Annotated in this window: 18 protein-coding genes; 12 read left to right on the top strand and 6 right to left on the bottom strand. The window is 68.8% G+C overall.

Translation table 11 applies throughout. The features are described 5' to 3' along the window. Positions 1-90: 90 nt before the first annotated feature. Positions 91-1,080, top strand: a complete 990-nt coding sequence (locus PGB34_RS06200) for a Bug family tripartite tricarboxylate transporter substrate binding protein (protein ID WP_271427194.1) — start codon at positions 91-93, stop codon at positions 1,078-1,080. A gap of 88 nt (positions 1,081-1,168) precedes the next feature. On the opposite strand, the gene PGB34_RS06205 is transcribed toward PGB34_RS06200, so the two are convergent. The 3 genes from PGB34_RS06205 to acs all read right to left on the bottom strand — a co-directional run bounded on the left by PGB34_RS06205 (position 1,169) and on the right by acs (position 4,186). Continuing rightward, complete coding sequence (locus PGB34_RS06205; RefSeq protein WP_271427195.1) at positions 1,169-1,426, bottom strand: TIGR04438 family Trp-rich protein; 258 nt, start codon at positions 1,424-1,426, stop codon at positions 1,169-1,171. 104 nt (positions 1,427-1,530) lie between these two features. Then, positions 1,531-2,070 (bottom strand): LapA family protein, encoded by a 540-nt coding sequence (locus tag PGB34_RS06210; protein WP_271427196.1) that lies wholly within the window; start codon positions 2,068-2,070, stop codon positions 1,531-1,533. A 121-nt stretch (positions 2,071-2,191) separates the two neighbouring features. Beyond that, on the bottom strand, positions 2,192-4,186 hold the full coding sequence (gene acs, locus PGB34_RS06215) for an acetate--CoA ligase (protein ID WP_271427197.1): 1,995 nt from the start codon (positions 4,184-4,186) through the stop codon (positions 2,192-2,194). 265 nt (positions 4,187-4,451) lie between these two features. Here acs and PGB34_RS06220 point away from each other — a divergent pair, with 265 nt between their 5' ends. The 10 genes from PGB34_RS06220 to PGB34_RS06265 all read left to right on the top strand — a co-directional run bounded on the left by PGB34_RS06220 (position 4,452) and on the right by PGB34_RS06265 (position 15,884). Further along, positions 4,452-5,075 (top strand): TIGR00645 family protein, encoded by a 624-nt coding sequence (locus tag PGB34_RS06220; RefSeq protein WP_271427198.1) that lies wholly within the window; start codon positions 4,452-4,454, stop codon positions 5,073-5,075. Positions 5,076-5,511: 436 nt separating this feature from the next. After that, the gene (gene proV, locus PGB34_RS06225; RefSeq protein ID WP_271427199.1) at positions 5,512-6,711 is read left to right on the top strand and encodes a glycine betaine/L-proline ABC transporter ATP-binding protein ProV; all 1,200 of its coding nucleotides are present in this window, start codon (positions 5,512-5,514) and stop codon (positions 6,709-6,711) included. A gap of 20 nt (positions 6,712-6,731) precedes the next feature. Next, positions 6,732-7,979, top strand: coding sequence for a glycine betaine/L-proline ABC transporter permease ProW (proW, locus tag PGB34_RS06230; protein ID WP_271427200.1), 1,248 nt, complete (start codon positions 6,732-6,734; stop codon positions 7,977-7,979). A 53-nt stretch (positions 7,980-8,032) separates the two neighbouring features. Next, entirely contained in the window at positions 8,033-9,037 is a 1,005-nt protein-coding gene (proX, locus tag PGB34_RS06235; RefSeq protein ID WP_271427201.1) for a glycine betaine/L-proline ABC transporter substrate-binding protein ProX, read from the top strand. Positions 9,038-9,090: 53 nt separating this feature from the next. Next, complete coding sequence (locus PGB34_RS06240; protein WP_271427202.1) at positions 9,091-9,879, top strand: 2-keto-4-pentenoate hydratase; 789 nt, start codon at positions 9,091-9,093, stop codon at positions 9,877-9,879. A 180-nt stretch (positions 9,880-10,059) separates the two neighbouring features. Continuing rightward, the gene (locus tag PGB34_RS06245; protein WP_271427203.1) at positions 10,060-12,174 is read left to right on the top strand and encodes a 3-hydroxyacyl-CoA dehydrogenase NAD-binding domain-containing protein; all 2,115 of its coding nucleotides are present in this window, start codon (positions 10,060-10,062) and stop codon (positions 12,172-12,174) included. Positions 12,175-12,228: 54 nt separating this feature from the next. Next, the gene (locus PGB34_RS06250; protein ID WP_271427204.1) at positions 12,229-13,413 is read left to right on the top strand and encodes an acetyl-CoA C-acyltransferase; all 1,185 of its coding nucleotides are present in this window, start codon (positions 12,229-12,231) and stop codon (positions 13,411-13,413) included. 37 nt (positions 13,414-13,450) lie between these two features. Then, positions 13,451-14,365 (top strand): FAS1-like dehydratase domain-containing protein, encoded by a 915-nt coding sequence (locus tag PGB34_RS06255; protein ID WP_271427205.1) that lies wholly within the window; start codon positions 13,451-13,453, stop codon positions 14,363-14,365. A 22-nt stretch (positions 14,366-14,387) separates the two neighbouring features. Next, positions 14,388-15,155: a crotonase/enoyl-CoA hydratase family protein gene (locus PGB34_RS06260; RefSeq protein ID WP_271427206.1), complete on the top strand. Its 768-nt coding sequence runs from the start codon at positions 14,388-14,390 to the stop codon at positions 15,153-15,155. Between the two features lie 24 nt (positions 15,156-15,179). Then, positions 15,180-15,884, top strand: coding sequence for a histidine phosphatase family protein (locus PGB34_RS06265; RefSeq protein WP_271427207.1), 705 nt, complete (start codon positions 15,180-15,182; stop codon positions 15,882-15,884). Here the strand turns inward: PGB34_RS06265 and PGB34_RS06270 are convergent. The 3 genes from PGB34_RS06270 to PGB34_RS06280 form a co-directional block, all read right to left on the bottom strand. Then, entirely contained in the window at positions 15,875-16,681 is an 807-nt protein-coding gene (locus tag PGB34_RS06270) for a glutathione S-transferase family protein (protein WP_271427208.1), read from the bottom strand. The two genes, PGB34_RS06265 and PGB34_RS06270, sit on opposite strands and share 10 nt — an antisense overlap. 73 nt (positions 16,682-16,754) lie before the next feature. Further along, positions 16,755-17,750, bottom strand: a complete 996-nt coding sequence (locus tag PGB34_RS06275) for a quinone oxidoreductase family protein (RefSeq protein WP_271427209.1) — start codon at positions 17,748-17,750, stop codon at positions 16,755-16,757. 13 nt (positions 17,751-17,763) lie between these two features. Continuing rightward, the gene (locus PGB34_RS06280) at positions 17,764-18,534 is read right to left on the bottom strand and encodes a GntR family transcriptional regulator (protein WP_271427210.1); all 771 of its coding nucleotides are present in this window, start codon (positions 18,532-18,534) and stop codon (positions 17,764-17,766) included. A gap of 161 nt (positions 18,535-18,695) precedes the next feature. Here PGB34_RS06280 and PGB34_RS06285 point away from each other — a divergent pair, with 161 nt between their 5' ends. Further along, positions 18,696-19,739 (top strand): ABC transporter substrate-binding protein, encoded by a 1,044-nt coding sequence (locus PGB34_RS06285; RefSeq protein WP_271427211.1) that lies wholly within the window; start codon positions 18,696-18,698, stop codon positions 19,737-19,739. The last annotated feature ends 4 nt before the right edge of the window (positions 19,740-19,743 follow it).

Consider the following 19,743-nt stretch of genomic DNA (forward strand, 5'->3'; position numbering starts at 1 on the left):
TTTCATATGCGGATCAATGAGCCGTTCAGGGAAAACAGGCGTATTTCTTGCTGAAACATTTAGGCATCATTCATCTTTTCAGGAGTCACCATGGGTTTCGACAACATTCCCCACTTTGGCAAGCTGCTGCGCCGCACGTTTCTGGCCAGCGCCCTGCTGGCCGCTGGCCTGGCGCAGGCCCAGCCCGGCGCGCCCGTGAAGCTGCTGGTGGGTTTTCCGGCGGGTGCGGGCACCGACGCCATCGCCCGCCTGCTGGCCGAAAAGCTCAAGGACGAACTGGGTGCGCCGGTGGTGGTGGAAAACCGCGCCGGCGCGGGCGGCCAGATCGCGGCCAATGCCTTGAAGACCGCGCCGCCCGATGGCCACACCTTCTTCGTCACGCATGACCACAGCATCTCGATCCTGCCGCAGGTGATCAAGAACCCGGGCTTCAACCCGGCCACCGATTTCGTGCCCGTGGCCGGCTTCGCCACCTTCGCCAACGTGCTGGCCGTCTCGGGCGGCACGCCGGCCAAGACCTATCCCGAGTACCTGAACTGGGTCAAGACCCAGCGCGGCGGCAAGGACACCATCGGCGTGCCCGCACCCGGCTCCATTCCCGAGTTCCTGGTCAAGCTGATCGCCGAAAAGAGCAAGCTGGACCTGCAGGCCGCGCCCTACCGCGGCGGTGCGCCGATGATGGCCGACATGCTGGGCAACCAGATCGCCGCCGGCATCTCTTCGGTGCCCGACATGATCGAGCACCACCGCGCCGGCAAGATGCGCATCGTCGCCACCATCGGCGCCAAGCGCGACCCGCTGCTGCCCTCGGTGCCCACCTTCACCGAGCTGGGCTTCAGCAACCTGAACGACTACCCCTGGTATGGCGTGTTCGCGCCCACCGGCACGCCCCAGCCCATCGTCGACAAGTTCGGCAACGCGCTGCAGAAGGTGCTGGCCATGCCCGACGTGAAGACCAAGCTCACCGACCTGGGCCTGACCGTGGGCTACGAGCCGCAGGGCCAGTTCTCGGGCCGCGTGCGCAGCTACACCCAGACCTGGGCCGGCATCATCAAGGCCAGCGGCTTCCAGCCGCAGTGAGACACATCGCGCGGGCCGCGGCCCGCGACGCAAAAAAGAAAGGGGCGCTGCGAGGCGCCCCTTCTTCGTTGGGTGATGTGCGTGTGCCTCAGCGCTTCTTGCCGCGGCCCGAGCGGCTGTTGAGCATGCCCAGCTGGCTGCGCTGGCGGTCGATGCGCGCCTGCTTGCGGCGCTCGTCCTGCTCCATGGCCTTGCGCGCCGTGTAGCCCGTGGCGTCGGCCCAGGCCCACCAGGCCAGCGCCATCGCAAAGGGGCTGAGCACCAGCCACCAGCTCAGGCCCGCCACGAAGCCCACCTCCAGGTACTTGAGCAGCAAGCCCAGCACGCCAATGGCCAGAAACCCCATACCCGCACCTCCGTCACCTTGGGCTGCGTGCGTGCCCCCGGATGGTCACGCCTCGCGCCGGCCCGCCTGAATGTAACTCAGCGCAACAAGGCCGGTCCGCCGGATCAGCCGCGCACGAACAGCTCGTCGCGCGGCTCGGCCGGGGGCACGACCACGGCCGGCGCTGCCGCCGGCGCCCCGCGGTCCAGCCGGTCTTCCAGTTGGCCCATGTGGGCGGCCAGCGTGCGGTCGGCCTGCTCGGCCTGCAGGCGCAGCGCCTCTTCCAGGCGTTCGATGCGCGCCAGCATCGCGGCATGGCGTTCGCCGTTCTGGGCCATGTGCTGGCGCTCCTGCTCGGCCAGGAAGTTGCGCAGCTCGGTGAAGCGCGAGGCTTCGGCCTTGTCGGCCAGTTCGCGCTGGGCCTGCATTTCCTTGGTGTGGCGGCGCGCGTCCACCAGCACCGTGCCCTGCATGTAGATCACATACACCAGGAACATCAGACCCAGCAGGGTCGTCAGGCCCAGCATCAGCAGCCCCAGCGGCGCGCTGACCTGCATGAAGCCCAGCGACACGGCCGCGGGCGTGGCCAGCGTGGCCCAGTTCAAGGCCGCCAGGCCCGCAATCAACAGCACCACCACCAGCAAGATGCCCGTTCGTACACCCATGTGTCCTCTCCTTGTCTTCACTCAAAAGGCTGTGTTGTAACGCAAGGCGGCCCGGGACCATGTCAGCCACGGGCCCGGGCCGGGTGTCAGGCGAGGTCGCCAGGGCGGCGACGGGCCGGCGTCAGTTGGACTGCGCCAACTGCTCCAGGATGGCGGGATTCTCGAGCGTGCTGGTGTCCTGCGTGATCGCCTCGCCCTTGGCAATGCTGCGCAGCAGGCGGCGCATGATCTTGCCGCTGCGCGTCTTGGGCAGGTTGTCGCCGAAGCGGATGTCCTTGGGCTTGGCGATGGGGCCGATTTCCTTGGCCACCCAGTTGCGCAGTTCGGCGGCGATGGCCTTGGCCTCCTCGCCCGTCGGCCGCGAGCGCTTGAGCACGACAAAAGCGCACACGGCCTCGCCGGTCACGTCGTCGGGCCGGCCGACCACCGCGGCCTCGGCCACGAGGTCGGTCTTGGCCACCAGCGCCGATTCGATCTCCATCGTGCCCAGGCGGTGGCCCGAGACATTGAGCACGTCGTCGATGCGGCCTGTGATGCGGAAGTAGCCGCGGTCTGCGCTGCGCACGGCGCCGTCGCCGGCCAGGTAGATGGTGCCGCCCATCTCTTCGGGGAAGTAGCTCTTCTTGAAACGCTCAGGGTCGTTCCAGATGGTGCGGATCATCGAAGGCCAGGGCCGCTTGATGACCAGCATGCCGCCCGAGCCGTTGGGGATGTCCTTGCCGGTTTCGTCGACGATGGCGGCCATGATGCCCGGCAGCGGCAGGGTGCACGAGCCCGGCACCAGCGGCGTGGCGCCCGGCAGCGGCGTGATCACGTGGCCGCCGGTCTCGGTCTGCCAGAAGGTGTCGACGATGGGGCACTTTTCGCGGCCCACGTTGACGTGGTACCACATCCAGGCCTCGGGGTTGATGGGCTCGCCCACCGAGCCGAGGATGCGCAGGCTGCCCAGGTCCCAGTTCTTCGGATGCACCTTCTCGTCGGAATCGGCCGCCTTGATCAGCGAGCGGATGGCCGTGGGCGCGGTGTAGAAGATCGAGACCTTGTGCTTCTCGATCATCTGCCAGAAGCGGCCCGCGTGCGGGAAGGTGGGGATGCCCTCGAACACCACCTGCGTGGCGCCCGCGGCCAGCGGGCCGTAGGCCACGTAGGTGTGGCCGGTGATCCAGCCGATGTCGGCGGTGCACCAGAACACGTCCTCGGGTCGGATGTCGAAAGTCCAGTCCATCGTGAGCTTGGCCCACAGCAGGTAGCCGCCAGTGGCGTGCTGCACGCCCTTGGGCTTGCCCGTGGAGCCCGAGGTGTAGAGGATGAACAGCGGATGCTCGGCGCCCACGGGCTGCGGCGCGCATTCGCTGCTCTGGCCCTGCAGCACTTCGGTAAAGGTCTTGTCGCGGCCTTCGACGCGGTTCCAGGCCGAGGCCGTGCGTTCGTAGACCAGCACGGTCTGCAGCGTGTCACAGCCGCCCAGCGCGATGGCATCGTCCACGATGGCCTTGAGCGGCAGTTCCTTGCCGCCGCGCATCTGGAAGTTGGCCGTGACGACGGCCTTGGCGCCCGCGTCGATGATGCGCTCCTGCAGCGCCTTGGCCGAGAAGCCGCCGAAGACTACGCTGTGCGTGGCGCCGATGCGCGCGCAGGCCTGCATGGCCACCACGCCCTCGATGGTCATGGGCATGTAGATGATGACGCGGTCGCCCTTGGCGATGCCCTGCGTCTTCAGCGCATTGGCGAACTGGCTCACGCGTGCGAGCAGTTCCTTGTACGTGACGCTGGTGACCGTGCCGTCGTCGGCCTCGAAGACGATGGCCGTCTTGTTCTCCACCGGCGTGCCGATGTGCTTGTCCAGGCAGTTGGCGCTGGCATTGAGTTCGCCGTCGTCGAACCACTTGTAAAAAGGTGCCCTCGACTCGTCCAGGGTGCGCGTGAAGGGCTTGCTCCACACCACGTTGGCGCGGGCCTGGTCGGCCCAGAAGCCTTCGAAATCGCTGGCAGCCCGCTGGCACAGGGCCTCGTAGGCGGCCATTCCGGCAATGCGCGCACCTTCGGTGGCCCGTGCATCCGGGGGAAACACCCGGTTCTCCACCAGCACGGATTCGATGGTCGAAGAGGAACTCATGTTGTCTTGCTCCTGATGTCGTTGTGGTTTGGCCGGCGCATTCTCCTCCCATGCGACGCACCCGGCCCGGCCCGCATGCGCATGCCGGGACCACAACTTTGGTCTGTGCCACTTACTGCGCACTGACGCAGGGCCGCCTGCGCCCCGGGCCGCTTTCGCAACCCGGCAAAGACCCGGCCGCGCGCCGGAATTGCCGCCCGCCAGCGGGATTCGCGTCACAGGGCCGCCTCTAGAATCCGCGCCTTCTTCGCTCCCGCTCCCCTCGATGTCCGCCCCTTCCCCCATGGATTCGCCTGCGGCGCGCGCCACGCGCATGCGCCCCCTGCCCCGCCTGATCTTCGCCAGCCGATGGCTGCAGTTGCCGCTGTATCTGGGCCTGATCGTGGCGCAGGCGGTGTACGTGATGCACTTCATGGTCGAGCTGTGGCACCTGGTGGAGGCGGCCTTCGGTAACCAGCATGCCCTCCAGGCCCTGATCACCAGCATCGGCTACAAGCCCGACGTGATGCCCACGGCGCTGAACGAGACCGTGATCATGCTGGTGGTGCTGGCGCTGATCGACGTGGTGATGATCTCGAACCTGCTGATCATGGTGATCGTGGGCGGCTACGAGACCTTCGTCAGCCGCATGGACCTCGAAGGCCATGAGGACCAGCCCGAGTGGCTGAGCCACGTGAACGCCTCGGTGCTGAAGGTCAAGCTGGGCCTGTCGATCATCGGCATCAGCTCCATCCACCTGCTCAAGACCTTCATCAACGCCGGCAACTACACCGACAAGGTGCTGATCGCCCAGACGGTGATCCACCTGGCCTTCCTGCTCTCGGCCATTGCCATCGCCTACACCGACAAGCTGATGCACTCGGTCGGCGTGCCCGCAGAACACCGCTGAGGCCTGGGCAGGCAGCTTTGTTGCATCGGCATTTTTTAAGCAACATTTCGCTGCCATCTGAGTGCAATTTGCATCAACTTTGAAACCAACTTATAATCGCGCTTCTTGACCAGTCGGCTCCGCGTGAGCCGGCGATCCGAGCGCTACTCGCGGAGCATCCTGACTCCCGTCGCGGCGCCGGAATCCCTGCCGGGCCCTGCCCGGCCCTCCCGGCTGGCTCCGCCAGCCACCCGACGCCGCGTCACACCGCCCCAGGCAGCCCCCTCGACCAGGCCGCTGCATGGACCCCCACGGTGTGTGACAGGCGCTGGTTGCGGCTTCGTCGTCTTCAGTGCCTGCCTTGCGGCTGCCGGTCCGCGGCCGTCTGCGCACAACAAGAACGACTTTCCTCCAGACGGCCATTGCATCAAGCCTTTTCCCGAGGAGGCCCGCCGCAATGGCAAAAGACATCCAGATCGACCACGTCTTCAAGGTCTTCGGCGACGAGCCGAAGGCCGCCCTCGCGCTCGTGCGCCAGGGCAGGAGCAAGCAGGAGATCCTGGCCGAAACCGGCCAATCCATCGGCGTGTTCGACGCCAACTTCCACATCCAGGCCGGCGAGATCTTCGTGATCATGGGCCTGTCGGGCTCGGGCAAGTCCACGCTGGTGCGCCTGCTCAACCGGCTGATCGAGCCCAGTGCCGGGCGCGTCGTGATCGACGGCCAGGACATCTTCGAACACGGCAGCGGCGCGCTGCGGGCGCTGCGCCGCAAGGACATCAGCATGGTGTTCCAGTCCTTCGCGCTGATGCCGCACATGACGGTGCGCGAGAACACCGCCTTCGGCCTGGAGCTGGCCGGCGTGGCCAAGGCCCGGCGCCTGGTCGCGGCCGACGACGCCCTGGCCCAGGTGGGCCTGGCCGGCTGGGGCGACAGCTACCCCGACGAGCTTTCAGGCGGCATGCAGCAGCGCGTGGGCCTGGCCCGTGCGCTGGCCTCGGACCCGTCCATCCTGCTGATGGACGAAGCCTTCTCGGCGCTGGACCCGATCATCCGCACCGACATGCAAAGCGAGCTGCTGCGGCTGCAGCAGGTCAAGCGCCGCACCATCGTCTTCATCTCGCATGACCTGGACGAGGCCATGCGCATCGGCGACCGCATCGCCATCATGAAGGACGGCCAGGTGGTGCAGGTGGGCACGCCCGAGGAAATCCTGCGCCAGCCGGCCGACGAGTACGTGCGCAACTTCGTGCGCGGCGTGGACGCGGCCAAGGTCTTCAAGGCCGCCGACATCGCACGGCGCAGCCAGATCGTGGTGTCCGAGAACCCCAACCGCGGCGCGCGCCCGGCCCTGAAGCTGCTCGAAGACCAGGACCGCGAGTTCGCCTACGTGGTCGATACGCAGCAGCGCTTTCTGGGCATGGTCTCGGCCGATTCGCTGCGCACCGCGCTCAAGAACCACGAAGGCACGCTGGGCCTGCAGCACGCCTTTTTGCCCGACGTGCAGACCGTGGCCGCCGTGCACCCGCTCAACGAGCTGTTCGGCCAGGTGGCGCAATCGCCCTGGCCGCTGCCCGTGGTCGACGAGAACAACCGCTACGTGGGCGCGATCAGCAAGACCACGCTGCTGCGCTTCATGGACAAGAGCAGCGACTGAACACCGAGGAGCCCATCCGGATGAACGACAACACGAACACCCAGACCCCGGCAGAAACCGACCCGTGGAGCACCGCCGCGCCCGACGCGCCGCCGGCCGCGCCCGCAGCCACCGACCCGTGGTCCGGCGCCACGCCCGCCACCCCTGCTGAAAGCGCGCCCGCGGCCGGCGGCGACGCCTGGTCCACCGGCACCCCCGACAGCGCGGCCGGCAGCGACTGGCTGGGCACGCCCGCGCCCGATGCCGCCGCGGGCGGCAGCGGCGACGGCTTCACGCTCGCGCAGCTGTGGGACGGCAGCCTGCCCGTGCAGTCCTGGATCAACGACGGCCTGAACTGGTTCGTCGCCCACTTCCGTCCCTTCTTCCAGGCCGTGCGCGGCCCCATCGACGGCACGCTCTCGGGCGTGGAAGGCCTGCTGCAGGCCGTGCCCATGCCCGCGATGGTCGCGCTGCTGGGCCTGCTGGCCTGGCAGTTCGCAGGCCGCGCCGTGGCCATCGGCGCCGTGGTTTCGCTGCTGCTGGTGGGCATGCTGGGCATCTGGCCCGAAGCCATGGTCACGCTGTCGCTGGTGCTGACCTCGCTGGCCTTCTGCCTGGTGCTGGGCCTGCCGCTGGGCATCCTGCTGGCCTCGAGCGACCGAGCCAACCGCATCGCGCGCCCCGTGCTGGACGCCATGCAGACCACGCCGGCCTTCGTCTACCTGGTGCCGGTGGTGATGCTCTTTGGCATCGGCAACGTGCCGGGCGTGATCGTGACCATCGTGTTCGCGCTGCCGCCGCTGGTGCGCCTCACAACCCTGGGCATCCGCCAGGTGCGGCCCGACCTGATCGAAGCCGCCAAGGCCTATGGCGCCTCGCCGCTGCAGATGCTGACCAAGGTGCAGCTGCCGCTGGCCATGCCCTCCATCATGGCGGGCATCAACCAGGCGCTGATGCTCTCGCTGTCGATGGTGGTGATCGCTTCCATGATCGCCGTGGGCGGCCTGGGCCAGATGGTGCTGCGCGGCATCGGCCGACTGGACATGGGCCTGGCCACCGTGGGCGGCCTGGGCATCGTGCTGCTGGCCATCATGCTGGACCGCATCACCCAGGCCATGGGCCAGCCGCGCCGCGGCGTGCGCCACTGGTGGCAGACCGGCCCCGTGGGCCTGGTGGTGCGCGCACTGCACAAGGAAGGCCCGCAGCCGGCCCAGGCCGCGCCCGCTGCCACCCCCTCGGACGACGACGCCAGCAAGGCCGCGCCGGTCCTGGCCGCCCGCGCGCACTGAATGAAGCCGCGGCTGAGCCGCCAATGAATCACCCAGAAAGAAGGAGCTATCGCATGACATTCCAATCCGTTCGCGCCCTGCTTGCCGCCGGCCTGCTCAGCATGGCCGCCACTGGCGCCATGGCGCAGGCGCTGCCCGGCAAGGGCATCAAGGTCCAGCCGCTCAAGAGTTCCATCGCCGAAGAGACCTTCCAGACCCTGCTGGTCAGCCGCGCGCTCGAGAAGCTGGGCTACGACGTGCAGCCCATCCGCGAGGTGGAATACGCCACCGCCTACCTGGCCATCGCCAACGGCGACGCAACGATGCTGGCCGCCAGCTGGAACCCGCTGCACGCGGACTTCTACAAGAACTCGGGCGGCGACGCGAAGCTCTACCGCAAGGGCACCTTCTCCACCAATGCGCTGCAAGGCTACCTGATCGACAAGAAGACGGCCGACGCGCACAAGATCCGCAGCATCGAGCAGCTCAAGGACCCGAAGATCGCCAAGCTCTTCGACACCGACGGTGACGGCAAGGCCAACCTCACGGGCTGCAACCCGGGCTGGGGCTGCGAGGCCGTGATCAACCACCATCTGCAGGCCTACGGCCTGACGGGCACCGTGCAGCATGTGCAGGGCAGCTATGCCGCGCTGATGGCCGACACCATCACGCGCCACAAGGAAGGCAAGCCCACGCTGTACTACACCTGGACGCCCTACTGGGTCAGCGGCGTGCTCAAGCCCGGCACCGACGTGGTGTGGCTGCAGGTGCCCTTCTCTTCGCTGCCCGGCGAACAGAAGGGCGTGGACACCAAGCTGCCCAACGGCCAGAACTACGGCTTCATGCCCAACACGCAGCACATCGTGGCCAACAAGGCTTTCGCCGACGCCAACCCGGCCGCGGCCAAGCTCTTTGAAGTGATGCAGCTGCCCGTGGGCGACATCAACGCGCAGAACCTGCGCATGCGCAACGGCGAGAACAAGGCCGCCGACATCGAGCGCCACACCGACGGCTGGATCAAGGCGCACCAGAAGACCTTCGATGGCTGGATCGCCGCGGCGATGAAGGCCGGCGGCTGAGGCGCATCGGTGATGATGGCGGCTTCTTCCCCAGGCCTGAGCCACCGACACCGATGAACCCCACGCAAGACACCCCACAAGCCGCCCACGAACAGGCCCTGGCCCAGGCGCTGCTGCAGGCACGGCGCAGCGCCAGTCCCACCGATGTGCTGCGCGAGCAGGCGCAGCTGACACCGCGCGACGCAGCAAGCGCGCACCGCGTGCAGCAGGCCCAGCTCGCGCTGGCCGGCGAGGCCATCGGCGGCTGGAAGGTGGGCGCGAAGTCGGCAGACGGCCCGATCCTCGGCGCGCCGCTGCCGGCCTCGTGCGTGCATGCGAGCGGGGCCACGCTCGCGCGCAGCAACTTCATCGTCACCGGCATCGAGCTGGAGATTGGCTTCAGGCTGGGCCGCACGCTCGCACCCCAGGCGCGAGGCCATGACGATGCGGCCCTTGCCGCGGCCTTCGACCGCATGGTGGTCACGCTCGAGGTGGTGGATTCGCGCCTGGCCGGCTGGCCCGATGCCGACAAGCTGGCCCAGCTGGCCGACCTGCAATGCCACGGCGCACTGGTGGTTTCGCACGGCGTGCCCTTCGACGCCGGCTATCCCTTTCTCGCGCCCACCGCATCGCTGAGCTTCAACGGCCGCAGCATCCTGCCTGCGCAGGTGCTCAACCCCGCGGGCGATCTGCAGCGGCTGCTGCGCTGGGTGGTGGCGCATGCGGGCACGATGGGCCTGACCCTGCACGAAGGCCAGATCGTGACGGCGGGTTCGTACACGGGCATGCAACTCCTCCATGAGCCCGGCGTGGTGCGCGGCGAGTTCGAGGGCCTACCGCCCGTTGAACTCACGCTGGCCTGAGCTGCACCCAAGTCGCGCCGCGCCCTGACACCTGCGCGACGCCCAAGCCCCCTCGGGCTGACACCTGCGCGACCACTGCACACAAGCCAGTGCAGGCTTTGCTGTTTACGCTAGGGACCTCGGCGCGCGGCCGCTCACGTCCAACCCGTCATGGGCCGCTGCCTCACAGGAGACACACCCATGAACCGTTCACCGGTCAGCCTGCAGCGCGAAGGCGACATCGGCCTGCTCTTGATCGACAACCCGCCGGTCAATGCGCTGAGCCCGGACACCGTGCAGGGCCTGATCGACGCGCTGGCCGCCTTCGAGGCCGCGCCTGAACTGCGCGCGCTGGTGCTGGCCTGCGAGGGCCGCACCTTCGTGGCCGGCGGCGACATCGCGGCCTTTGAAGACCCCGACTTCAGCGCCGTGCCCTACAACGCCTTTCTGGGCCGGCTGGAGGCGCTGACGCGGCCCGTGGTGGCCGCCATCCACGGCACGGCGCTGGGCGGCGGGCTCGAACTGGCCATGGCCTGCCACTGGCGCCTGGCGCTGCGCGGCACGCGCGTGGGCCTGCCCGAAGTCAAGCTGGGCCTGATCCCGGGCTCGCTGGGCACGCAGCGCCTGCCGCGCCTGGCCGGCGCAGAAAAGGCGCTGCAGATGATGAGCACCGGCCGCATGGTCGGCGACCAGGAAGCGCTGGCCGCGGGCATCCTCGACGAGCTGTGCGACGGCGACCTGCGCGCCGCGGCCCTGGCCCGCGCACGCGCGCTGGTGGCGCAAGACTGGCAGCCGCGCCGCGCCAGCGCGCTGCAGGTTCCCACCGCGGGCCTGGCGCCCGACTTCTTCGACCAGGCCGTGGCGCTGGCCGAAGCCCAGTTCCACTACCCCGCGCTGGGCGCCATCGCGCGCGCCGTGCGCGCCGCGGCCACCGCGCCCAGCTTCGCCGAAGGCGAGGCGGCCGAAGCACGCGAGTTCATGGGCGTGCTGCGCACGCCGCAGTCCCAAGCCATGCGCCACCTGTTCTTTGCTGAGCGGCAGACCGGCAAGATTCCCGGACTGCCCAAAGATCTGCCGCTGCGCAGCATCGAACGCGTGGGCGTGGTCGGTGCCGGCACCATGGGCGGCGGCATCGCCATGGCGCTGGCCAACGCGGGCCTGCCCGTGGTGCTGGTCGAGGCCACGTCGGTGGCGCTGGAACGCGGCATGGGCCTGATCCGCAAGAACTACGAAGCCACCGTGGCCAAGGGCAAGCTCGCGGCCGACGTGGCCGAAAAGCGCATCGCGCTCATCACGCCCAGCCTGTCCTATGACGATCTGGCGCAGGTGGACCTGGTGATCGAGGCGGTGTTCGAGGACATGGCGCTGAAGAAGGAGATCGCCGCGAAGCTGGGCGCCGTGGTCAAGCCCGGCGCCATCATCGCCACCAACACCTCCACGCTCGACGTGGACCAGATCGCGCAAGCCAGCGGCCGCCCGGCCGACATGCTGGGCATGCACTTCTTCAGCCCCGCGAACGTGATGCGCCTGCTGGAAGTGGTGCGTGGCGCCAGGACCGACCCCGCCGTGCTCGCCACGGTGATGAAGCTGGCCCCGCGCATCGGCAAGGTGGCGGTGGTCTCGGGCGTGTGCTACGGCTTCATCGGCAACCGCATGGCCGAGGTCTACATGCGCGAGGCCGAGTTCCTGCTGATGGAAGGCGCCACGCCCGCGCAGGTGGACGGCGCGGTGCAGGCCCTGGGTCTGGCCATGGGCCCGTGCCGAATGCTCGACATGGCCGGCATCGATGTGGGCGCCAAGACCGTGATCGAGCTGGGCAAGACCGGCGGCCTGCCGGCCGACCCGAGCTACCGCGCGCTGGTGCAGGCGCTGTATGCCAGGGGCCAGTACGGCCAGAAGACCGGCGCCGGCTACTACCGCTACGAGGGCCGCACCCCGCTGCCCAACCCCGACACGCTGGCCCTGGCCGAGGCGCTGGCGCGCGAGCACGGCATCGCGCGGCGCGAGGACATCAGCGACAACGAGATCGTCGAGCGCCTGATCTACAGCATGGTCAACGAAGGCGCGCGCATCCTCGAGGAAGGCATTGCCTACCGCGGCAGCGACATCGACGTGGTGTGGACCGCCGGCTACGGCTTTCCCGACCATGCAGGCGGCCCCATGTGCCTGGCCGACCTGCGCGGCCTGGCCCATGTGGTGCAGCGCCTGGAGCACTATGCCCAGGTGCGCGGCAACGCGCATGGCTACTGGCGCGTGAGCCCGCTGCTGCGCCAGCGCGCGGCCGAAGGCCGAACGCTTTCGCTGGGCGCGCGCTGAGTTTTTCCCCCTCCCCGTTCCTTTCCTTTTTTGCATCGTCACCAAGGACTCGCCATGAGAGAAGCCGTCATCGTCTCCACCGCCCGCACGCCCATCGGCCGTGCCTTCAAGGGTGCGCTCAACAACATCAAGTCGCCCACGATGCTGGGCCACGCCATCGCCCATGCCGTGCAGCGCTCGGGCGTGGACCCGAAGGAAATCCAGGACGTGGTGGCCGGCGCCGTGCTGACGGCCGGCACCGCGGGTGGCAACCTGGCGCGCACCGCGCTGCTGGCGGCGGGCCTGCCCGACGTGGTGTCGGGCCAGACCCTGGACCGCCAGTGCGCCAGCGGCCTGATGGCCATCGCCACGGCCGCCAAGCAGGTGATCGTGGATGGCATGGACGTGGTGGTGGCCGGCGGCCAGGAGAACATCTCGGCCGTGCAGGGCCCGTACATGAAGTGGGTGGGCCAGGAGGTGGACCCGAACGTGCTGGCGCGCGCCGAGCATGCCTACATGCCCATGCTGCAGACGGCCGAGTTCGTGGCGAAGAAGTACAAGATCTCGCGCGACGCGCAGGACGAGTACTCGCTGCAGTCGCAGCAGCGCACGGCCGCCGCGCAGGAAGCCGGCCGCCTGGACGCCGAGATCGTCCCCATCACCGCCACGATGGCCATCGCCGACAAGCAGACCGGCGCCATCAGCCACAAGGAAGTGACCCTCTCGCGCGACGAGGGCAACCGCCCCGACACCACGCTCGAAGGCCTCAAGAGCCTCAAGCCCGTCATCGAAGGCGGCGTCATCACGGCCGGCAACGCGAGCCAGCTTTCGGACGGCGCCTCGGCCAGCGTGCTGATGGACCGCGCCCTGGCCGAAAAGCGCGGCCTGCAGCCGCTGGGCATCTACCGCGGCATGGCCGTGGCCGGCTGCGCGCCCGAGGAAATGGGCATCGGCCCGATCTACGCCATCCCCAAGCTGCTCAAGCAGCACGGGCTGAAGGTCAGCGACATCGGCCTGTGGGAACTCAACGAAGCCTTTGCCGTGCAGGCCCTGTACTGCCGCGACCACCTGGGCATCGACCCCGCGATCTACAACGTGGACGGCGGCGGCATCTCCATCGGCCACCCCTACGGCATGACGGGCGCGCGCCTGGTGGGCCATGCGCTGATCGAAGGCAAGCGCCGCGGCGTGAAGTACGTGGTGGTCACCATGTGCGTGGGCGGCGGCATGGGTGCCGCGGGCCTGTTCGAAGTGGCCTGAGCCCCGCGCTCCGACAGCCAAGCCGGGGCACTGCTGCATGACCGAAGACGATCTTCAGGCCCTGGCGCCCTGGCTGGCGCGGCGCAGCCAGGCTTCGCAACGCCTGGCCGTGCAGCCCGCCCGCGCCCTGGCCGCCACGCTGGACCTGCCCGCGCCCGCGGCCTGGTCCGAAGGGCAGGCGCTGCCGCCGCTGTGGCACCAGCTCTACCTGCATGCGCTCACGCCCAGCGCGCAACTGGGCGAAGACGGCGCGCCGCTGCGGGGCAGCGACGGCGGCGACGAGGACAGCGGCGACAGCCTGATGCCCCCGATTGCGCTGCCGCAGGTGATGTGGGCCGGCGCGGACTTCCACTGGCAGCGCCCGCTGTACCTGGGCGAAGTGGCGCAGCGCCGCTCGCGCATCGCCGACATGCAGCTCAAGGCCGGCCGCCGCGGCCCCATGGTCTTCGTGAGCTGGGAGCACCAGTGGTCGCAGCACGGCCGGCTGGCCTTCACCGAGATCGACCGCGCGGTGTTCCTGGGGCCTGATTCGGCAGCGACATCCAGCGCGGCTGCGCCACCCCCAACGCCGCCCGAATGGGCGCAGGAATGGCGCACGCCCGTGGACGAGGCGCGGCTGTTCCGCTTCTCGGCCCTGACTTTCAACAGCCACCGCATCCACTACGACCTGCCCTATGCCCGCGGCGTGGCCGGCTACCCCGCGCTGGTGGTGCACGGCCCGCTGCAGGCGCTGCTGATCGCCGAAGCCTGGCGCCGGTGGCAGCCCGGGCGGCCGCTGTCGCGCCTCACGCTGCGCGCACGCGCGCCGCTGTTCCTGGGCCGCTTCGACGCGCAGGGTGTGCATGCGCGCGCCCAGGCCCCGGGCCCCGAAGGCACGCGGCTGTGGACCTGCGGCAGCGACGGCCAGCCCTGCATGGAAGCCACGCTGCACGGCAGCGCCACCCCCGACTGACAACCCAACAAGGAGACCCCGAATGAGCGAAGAACTGCTGCTTCGCAGCACACACGGCAATGTGCTGGTGCTGACGCTGAACCGCCCCGAACGCCGCAACGCCGTCAACCAGGGCCTGGCGCAGGCCCTCTCGCAGGCGCTGGCCGAGTTCGAGCAGAACAGTGCCTGGCGCGTGGCCGTGCTCACGGGCGCGGGCGGCTTCTTCAGCGCAGGCATGGACCTGGCCGCCTTCACGCGCGGCGAAACGCCCATGATCCCGGGCAAGGGCTTCGGCGGCCTGACCGAGGCGCCGCCGGCCAAGCCGCTGATCGCGGCCGTCGAGGGCTTTGCCGTGGCGGGCGGCTGCGAAATGGCGCTGGCCTGCGACCTGATCGTGGCCGCCGAAGACGCGCGCTTCGGGCTGCCCGAAGTCAAGCGCGGCCTGATCGCCTCGGCCGGCGGGCTGATGCGCCTGCCGCAGCGCCTGCCCTACCACCTGGCCATGGAACTGGCGCTGACCGGCGAGATGCTCGATGCACCGCTGGCGCACCAGCACGGCCTGGTCAACCGGCTCACGCCCAAGGGCGGCGCACTCGACGCGGCCCTGGTGCTGGCCAGTCAGGTTGCGGCGCAGGCACCGCTGGCCGTGGCGGCCAGCAAGCGCGTGATCCGCGAATCGGCCGACTGGCCCAGCGACCAGATGTTCGCGCGCCAGGAGCCCATCGCGCAGGCCATCGGCCGCTCGGCCGACGCGCTCGAAGGCGCGCGGGCCTTCGTGGAAAAGCGCGCGCCGCAGTGGCGCGGCGAGTGAGCGAACGGCACCCCACGAACACCCATGGGCAAGATCGTCCTCGTGCGCCATGCGCAGGCCTCGCTGCTGTCGGCCGACTACGACCAGCTCTCGCCCCTGGGCGAAGAGCAGTCGATCGTGCTGGGCCGCTGGTGGGCCGCGCGCGGCGAGCACTTCCAGCACGCCTTCTCGGGCGAGCTGCGGCGCCAGAGCCGCACGGCCGAGCTGAGCCTGGCGCAGTTGCCGCAGCCCGCGCCCGCGCTGCAGATCGACGCGCGCTTCAACGAATACGGCCACCATGACGTGTTTGCCGCCGGCGCCAACCCCGAGCTGGTGGACGGCGAAAAGCTGGCCGCGCTGCTGCGCACCGCCGAGAACCCGCGCAGGCTGTTCCAGCAGCTTTTCTCGCAGGCGCTGGAAAGCTGGGTGCGCGGCGAAGGCGTGGTGGCGGGCTCGCTGACCTGGGCCGGCTTTCGCGCGCGCTGCATGGACGCCCTGATGCAGGTGGCCGAGCAATGCGGCAGCGGCCAAAGCGCCGTGATCTACAGCTCCGGCGGCGCCATCGCCGCCATGTGCCAGGCCATCATGGGCCTGCCCGACGAACATGTGCCGGCCCTGCACTACGCGGTGCACAACACCTCCATCAGCCGGCTGCTCAGCCGCCCCGGCGCCGTCACGCTCAGCAGCTTCAATGCGCTGCCGCACCTGGAAGCGCCCGGCGTGCCCGAGTCGCTGATCACCTACCGCTGAGGCGCCTGTGCCGCCGGCACCGCTGCATCAACCCCCTGCTTTTCTGAGCGCTCCTGGTTCTGCACTCGACTCAGGGCCACATCGAATCGCTCGATCCGGGCCTGCTGGAATGCAGGGCGCTCCGTCGCTCGCTTCCACCACTGCGCGATGCGGGCATGGCGTTGCACCGCATCGGGCGCCAGTTCAGTGATGCGTGCAACAAAGGGCACCGCCGCAATGTCAGCCAGCGAGTAGTCGGGGCCCATCAGCCACGGCCCACCGCCGGATGCGAACAGCTGCTCCATCTCGGTCATCAGGGCCAGCAGCTTGGCCAGCGCCTGCCGCTTCTCCTCCTCGGTGTACGGATGGCGCGCGATGCGCGACCAGGCCTCGCGGCGCTCTGCGGTGGGCACGCGAGCGAGCTTGGCGGCCAGTTCCTCGTCACTCCAGCGACTGGCACCGGGCTGCAGGGCGATGCTCCAGTTCAGGATCAGCAGATTGGGCAGCGCCTTCTCATCGGTCCAGCGGATGAAGTTGCGCATCGTGGCGCGCGCATAGGCATCGGCCGGGCGCAGCGGCGGCTGCGGGCAGATGTCGTCCAGGTACTCGCAGATCGTCGAGCTCTCGTAGAGTGATCGGCCGTCGTCCAGCCGCAGTGCGGGCACCTGGCCATTGGGGTTCATGGCCAGGTAGGCGGGCGAATGATGCTCCTGGCGGCCCATGTCGATGGGCACGCTTTCGTAGGGCAGCCCTTTCTCGGCCAGGCACAGGCGCACGCGGCGCGAAGCGCTGGACAGCCAGCCGTGGTACAGCTTCATGGTGTTGTCTCCGTCATTTTTTGGGGTGTGCAGCGGCACACCGCCCCGTGGCCCGCGCTGCCAAGGGCGCCCCTCAGGGCACAAGCACCACCGCGCCCATCGTGGCGCGGCCTTCGATGTCGGCATGCGCCTGGCGCACGTCGGCCAGCGCGTAGCGGTGATTGACCTCCAGACGCACCAGCCCCTCCTGCACGGCCTGCCACAGCGTCGCAGCGCCGCGGCGCAGGTCTTCGGGGCGGCTGATGAAGGTGCGCAGCGTCGGGCGCGACACGATCAATGACTTCGCATGCAGGCGTTGCAGATCGAAGGCTTCCACATCGCCCGAGGCCGTGCCGTAGTTGATGGCCATGCCCATGGGCTGCAGGCAGTCCAGGGAAGGCAGGAACACATCCTTGCCCACCGCGTCGTAGACCACCGCCACGCCCTGCCCTTCAGTGACTTCCATCGTGCGCGCCGCGAAGTCCTCGCGGCGGTAGTCGATGACATGATGGCAGCCATGCGCGAGCGCGACCGTCTGCTTGGCCGCTGAGCCTACAGTGCCGATCACGGTGGCGCCCAGCGCGCGGGCCCATTGGCACAGGATCACGCCCATGCCACCAGCAGCCGCATGCACCAGCACCCGGTCGCCGGGCTGAACTCGGTACAGACGATGCAACAGGTATTCGGCCGTGAGGCCGCGCAGCAGCGTGGCGCCGGCCACCTCCTCGCTGATGCCCGCGGGCAGCGCCAGCACGCGCGACGCCGGCACATTGCGCAGCACCTGATAGGCCCCGGGATGGAAGTACGCCACCGACTGCCCGACCTGCAAGTCATGCACGCCCTCACCCACGGCCTCGATCACGCCGGCGCCCTGCGCCCCCAGCACCAGCGGAAACTGCGTGGCCGCATGCGGGCCGTGGCTGCCGCGCCGCTGGTAGACGTCGGCGAAGTTCAGCCCGATGGCCGATTGTCGGATGCGCACTTCGCCAGGCGCCGGAGCGGCCACCTCGACGGTGATCGCCTCGAGCACCTCGGGGCCTCCGGTGCGCTGGATCTGAATGGCGGTGGTGGTGGTGATTGGGGGTTTCATCGCAGGCACCCCGTCAATCCGCCTTCGAGGTCGACACGCGCCTGGCCGCGGCCTTGCGCGTGACCGCCAGCGCATCCGCCGCCACCTCGGCCGTGGCCACCGGCGCGGCTTGCGGCCGGGTGAAGGGCATGCTTGCGATCGCATCGGCATAGACATTGCCGCCGCTGGAGATGTGGCCGCTCATCCCGCGGTAGGCCGCGTCCTCGTCACCGGACAGGATGGCCTGCAGCACGACCTCGTGTTCGGCCAGCGAACTGCGAATGCGGCCGGGCCGGTCGAACAGCGTGCTGCGCGGATGACGCATGCGCAGGCGCATGGCGCGCAACTGCTTGGCCAGCACGTCGTTGAGGCTGCCGTCGTAGATGATTTCGTGAAAGCGCGTGTTGGCCTGACCGTAGGCCACCGGGTCATCGCGCTGCGCGGCTTCGCGGCAGGCTTGGTCGGCTTCCTGCAACTGGCGCCGCTGCACCGCCGGCATGCGCCGCGCGGCCAGGCGCGCTGCCAGCCCTTCGAGTTCGGTCAGCACTTCCAGCATCGCCACGTACTCGGCCACCGAAAGCGTGGCCACCACCGCGCCCTGTCTGGGCAGGGTGGTCACAAGTCCGGCAGAGATCAGTTGCAGCAGCGCTTCGCGCGCCGGGGTGCGCGAGACCTCGAAACGCTCCATCAGGGCCTGCTCGTCGATGCGGGCACCGGCCACCAGTTCACCCGAAGTGATCTCCGCCTCCAGTGCGGCGCGGATCTTGTCGCTCAGATTGACACGAGCGCGTGAGGAAGGGGCCATCAGTCAAGTCTCCTGTTGCGAGCTCATTCTACGCAGCCATTGAATTCATATGAATCTCATAAAAATACATGAAAACACCTAACGTATTTTTATAGAACCGATACATACACTGAAAAGACGCCGGCAGCGCTCGGTGAACCACACACAGATTGGAGACAAGCATGCGAATCGACAGACGCCAGTTCACGGCGCTGGCCGGGGCCGCCGCGTTGGCACCCTGGGCCGGCGCACAAGCCCAGGCCTCGCTCGACACCCTGCACGCCGCGGCCCGCAAGGAAGGCGAACTCACCTGGTACATCGTCTACCTCCCGTCGGAAGATGCCGAGCATCTGGGCCGCACCTTCAGCGAGCGTTTTCCGGGCGTGAAGGTCAACGTGGTGCGCACCACGGCGCAGGTGGCCTTTCAGCGGCTGAACCAGGACCTGCAGGCGCGCACTGCCAACTGCGACGTGTTCTCGTCGACCGACCTGGCGCACTACCTGGACCTCAAGCGCCGCAAGCTGCTGCTGCAGCACACGCCGGCCTCGTCGGCGCAGATGGACAAGCGGCTGCAGAACCTTGACCCCGAGGGCTACTTCCACGTGGCCAGCGTCGCGATGGTCGGGCTGATCTACAACACGGCCAAGGTCAAGGCCGCAGACGCGCCCACCAGTTGGGCCGATCTGGTCGATCCGAAGTGGCGCAACCTGGCTTCGGTGGGCCACCCGGGCTTCAGCGGTTTCGTCGGCGCCTGGGCCATCGAGATGAAGAACCTCTACGGCGAAGGCTGGTTCAAGAAGCTGGCCGAGAACAAGCCGCAGGTCGGCCGCTCGATCATCGACACCGTCACCACCGTGACCTCGGGCGAGCGCTCCATTTCGGCCGGCCCCATCAACCTGGCCGCCATGGGCGCGGCCAAGGGCAATCCGCTGGCCGTGGTGGCGCCCAGGGAGGGGCTGATGCTGATGACCTCGCCCTCGGCCATCATGGCCAACGCGCCGCACCCGAACGCGGCCAAGCTGTTCATGGAGTTCCTGATCGGCAGCGAAGAGGTCGACAAGCTGGCCTTCGATCGCTACGGCATTCCCAAGCGCGCCGGCGCCAAGCCGCGCCCCGGCGTGCTGGGCCTGGACGATTCACCCAAGCTGCTGCACGCCACGGCGCAGGAAGTGGTCAACGGTCTTCCCGAGGTCATCGACCTCTGGCGCGATGCCTTCGGCGTCTGAGGCG

This window comes from Xenophilus arseniciresistens (genome assembly GCF_028023875.1).
Taxonomy (GTDB): domain Bacteria; phylum Pseudomonadota; class Gammaproteobacteria; order Burkholderiales; family Burkholderiaceae_C; genus Xenophilus; species Xenophilus arseniciresistens.

Bases quoted from the DNA above. Each gene is read 5' to 3' on its own strand.
- PGB34_RS06200 (WP_271427194.1), top strand. From the start codon at position 91: ATGGGTTTCGACAACATTCCCCACTTTGGCAAGCTGCTGCGCCGCACG.
- PGB34_RS06205 (WP_271427195.1), bottom strand. From the start codon at position 1,426: ATGGGGTTTCTGGCCATTGGCGTGCTGGGCTTGCTGCTCAAGTACCTG.
- PGB34_RS06210 (WP_271427196.1), bottom strand. From the start codon at position 2,070: ATGGGTGTACGAACGGGCATCTTGCTGGTGGTGGTGCTGTTGATTGCG.
- acs (WP_271427197.1), bottom strand. From the start codon at position 4,186: ATGAGTTCCTCTTCGACCATCGAATCCGTGCTGGTGGAGAACCGGGTG.
- PGB34_RS06220 (WP_271427198.1), top strand. From the start codon at position 4,452: ATGTCCGCCCCTTCCCCCATGGATTCGCCTGCGGCGCGCGCCACGCGC.
- proV (WP_271427199.1), top strand. From the start codon at position 5,512: ATGGCAAAAGACATCCAGATCGACCACGTCTTCAAGGTCTTCGGCGAC.
- proW (WP_271427200.1), top strand. From the start codon at position 6,732: ATGAACGACAACACGAACACCCAGACCCCGGCAGAAACCGACCCGTGG.
- proX (WP_271427201.1), top strand. From the start codon at position 8,033: ATGACATTCCAATCCGTTCGCGCCCTGCTTGCCGCCGGCCTGCTCAGC.
- PGB34_RS06240 (WP_271427202.1), top strand. From the start codon at position 9,091: ATGAACCCCACGCAAGACACCCCACAAGCCGCCCACGAACAGGCCCTG.
- PGB34_RS06245 (WP_271427203.1), top strand. From the start codon at position 10,060: ATGAACCGTTCACCGGTCAGCCTGCAGCGCGAAGGCGACATCGGCCTG.
- PGB34_RS06250 (WP_271427204.1), top strand. From the start codon at position 12,229: ATGAGAGAAGCCGTCATCGTCTCCACCGCCCGCACGCCCATCGGCCGT.
- PGB34_RS06255 (WP_271427205.1), top strand. From the start codon at position 13,451: ATGACCGAAGACGATCTTCAGGCCCTGGCGCCCTGGCTGGCGCGGCGC.
- PGB34_RS06260 (WP_271427206.1), top strand. From the start codon at position 14,388: ATGAGCGAAGAACTGCTGCTTCGCAGCACACACGGCAATGTGCTGGTG.
- PGB34_RS06265 (WP_271427207.1), top strand. From the start codon at position 15,180: ATGGGCAAGATCGTCCTCGTGCGCCATGCGCAGGCCTCGCTGCTGTCG.
- PGB34_RS06270 (WP_271427208.1), bottom strand. From the start codon at position 16,681: ATGAAGCTGTACCACGGCTGGCTGTCCAGCGCTTCGCGCCGCGTGCGC.
- PGB34_RS06275 (WP_271427209.1), bottom strand. From the start codon at position 17,750: ATGAAACCCCCAATCACCACCACCACCGCCATTCAGATCCAGCGCACC.
- PGB34_RS06280 (WP_271427210.1), bottom strand. From the start codon at position 18,534: ATGGCCCCTTCCTCACGCGCTCGTGTCAATCTGAGCGACAAGATCCGC.
- PGB34_RS06285 (WP_271427211.1), top strand. From the start codon at position 18,696: ATGCGAATCGACAGACGCCAGTTCACGGCGCTGGCCGGGGCCGCCGCG.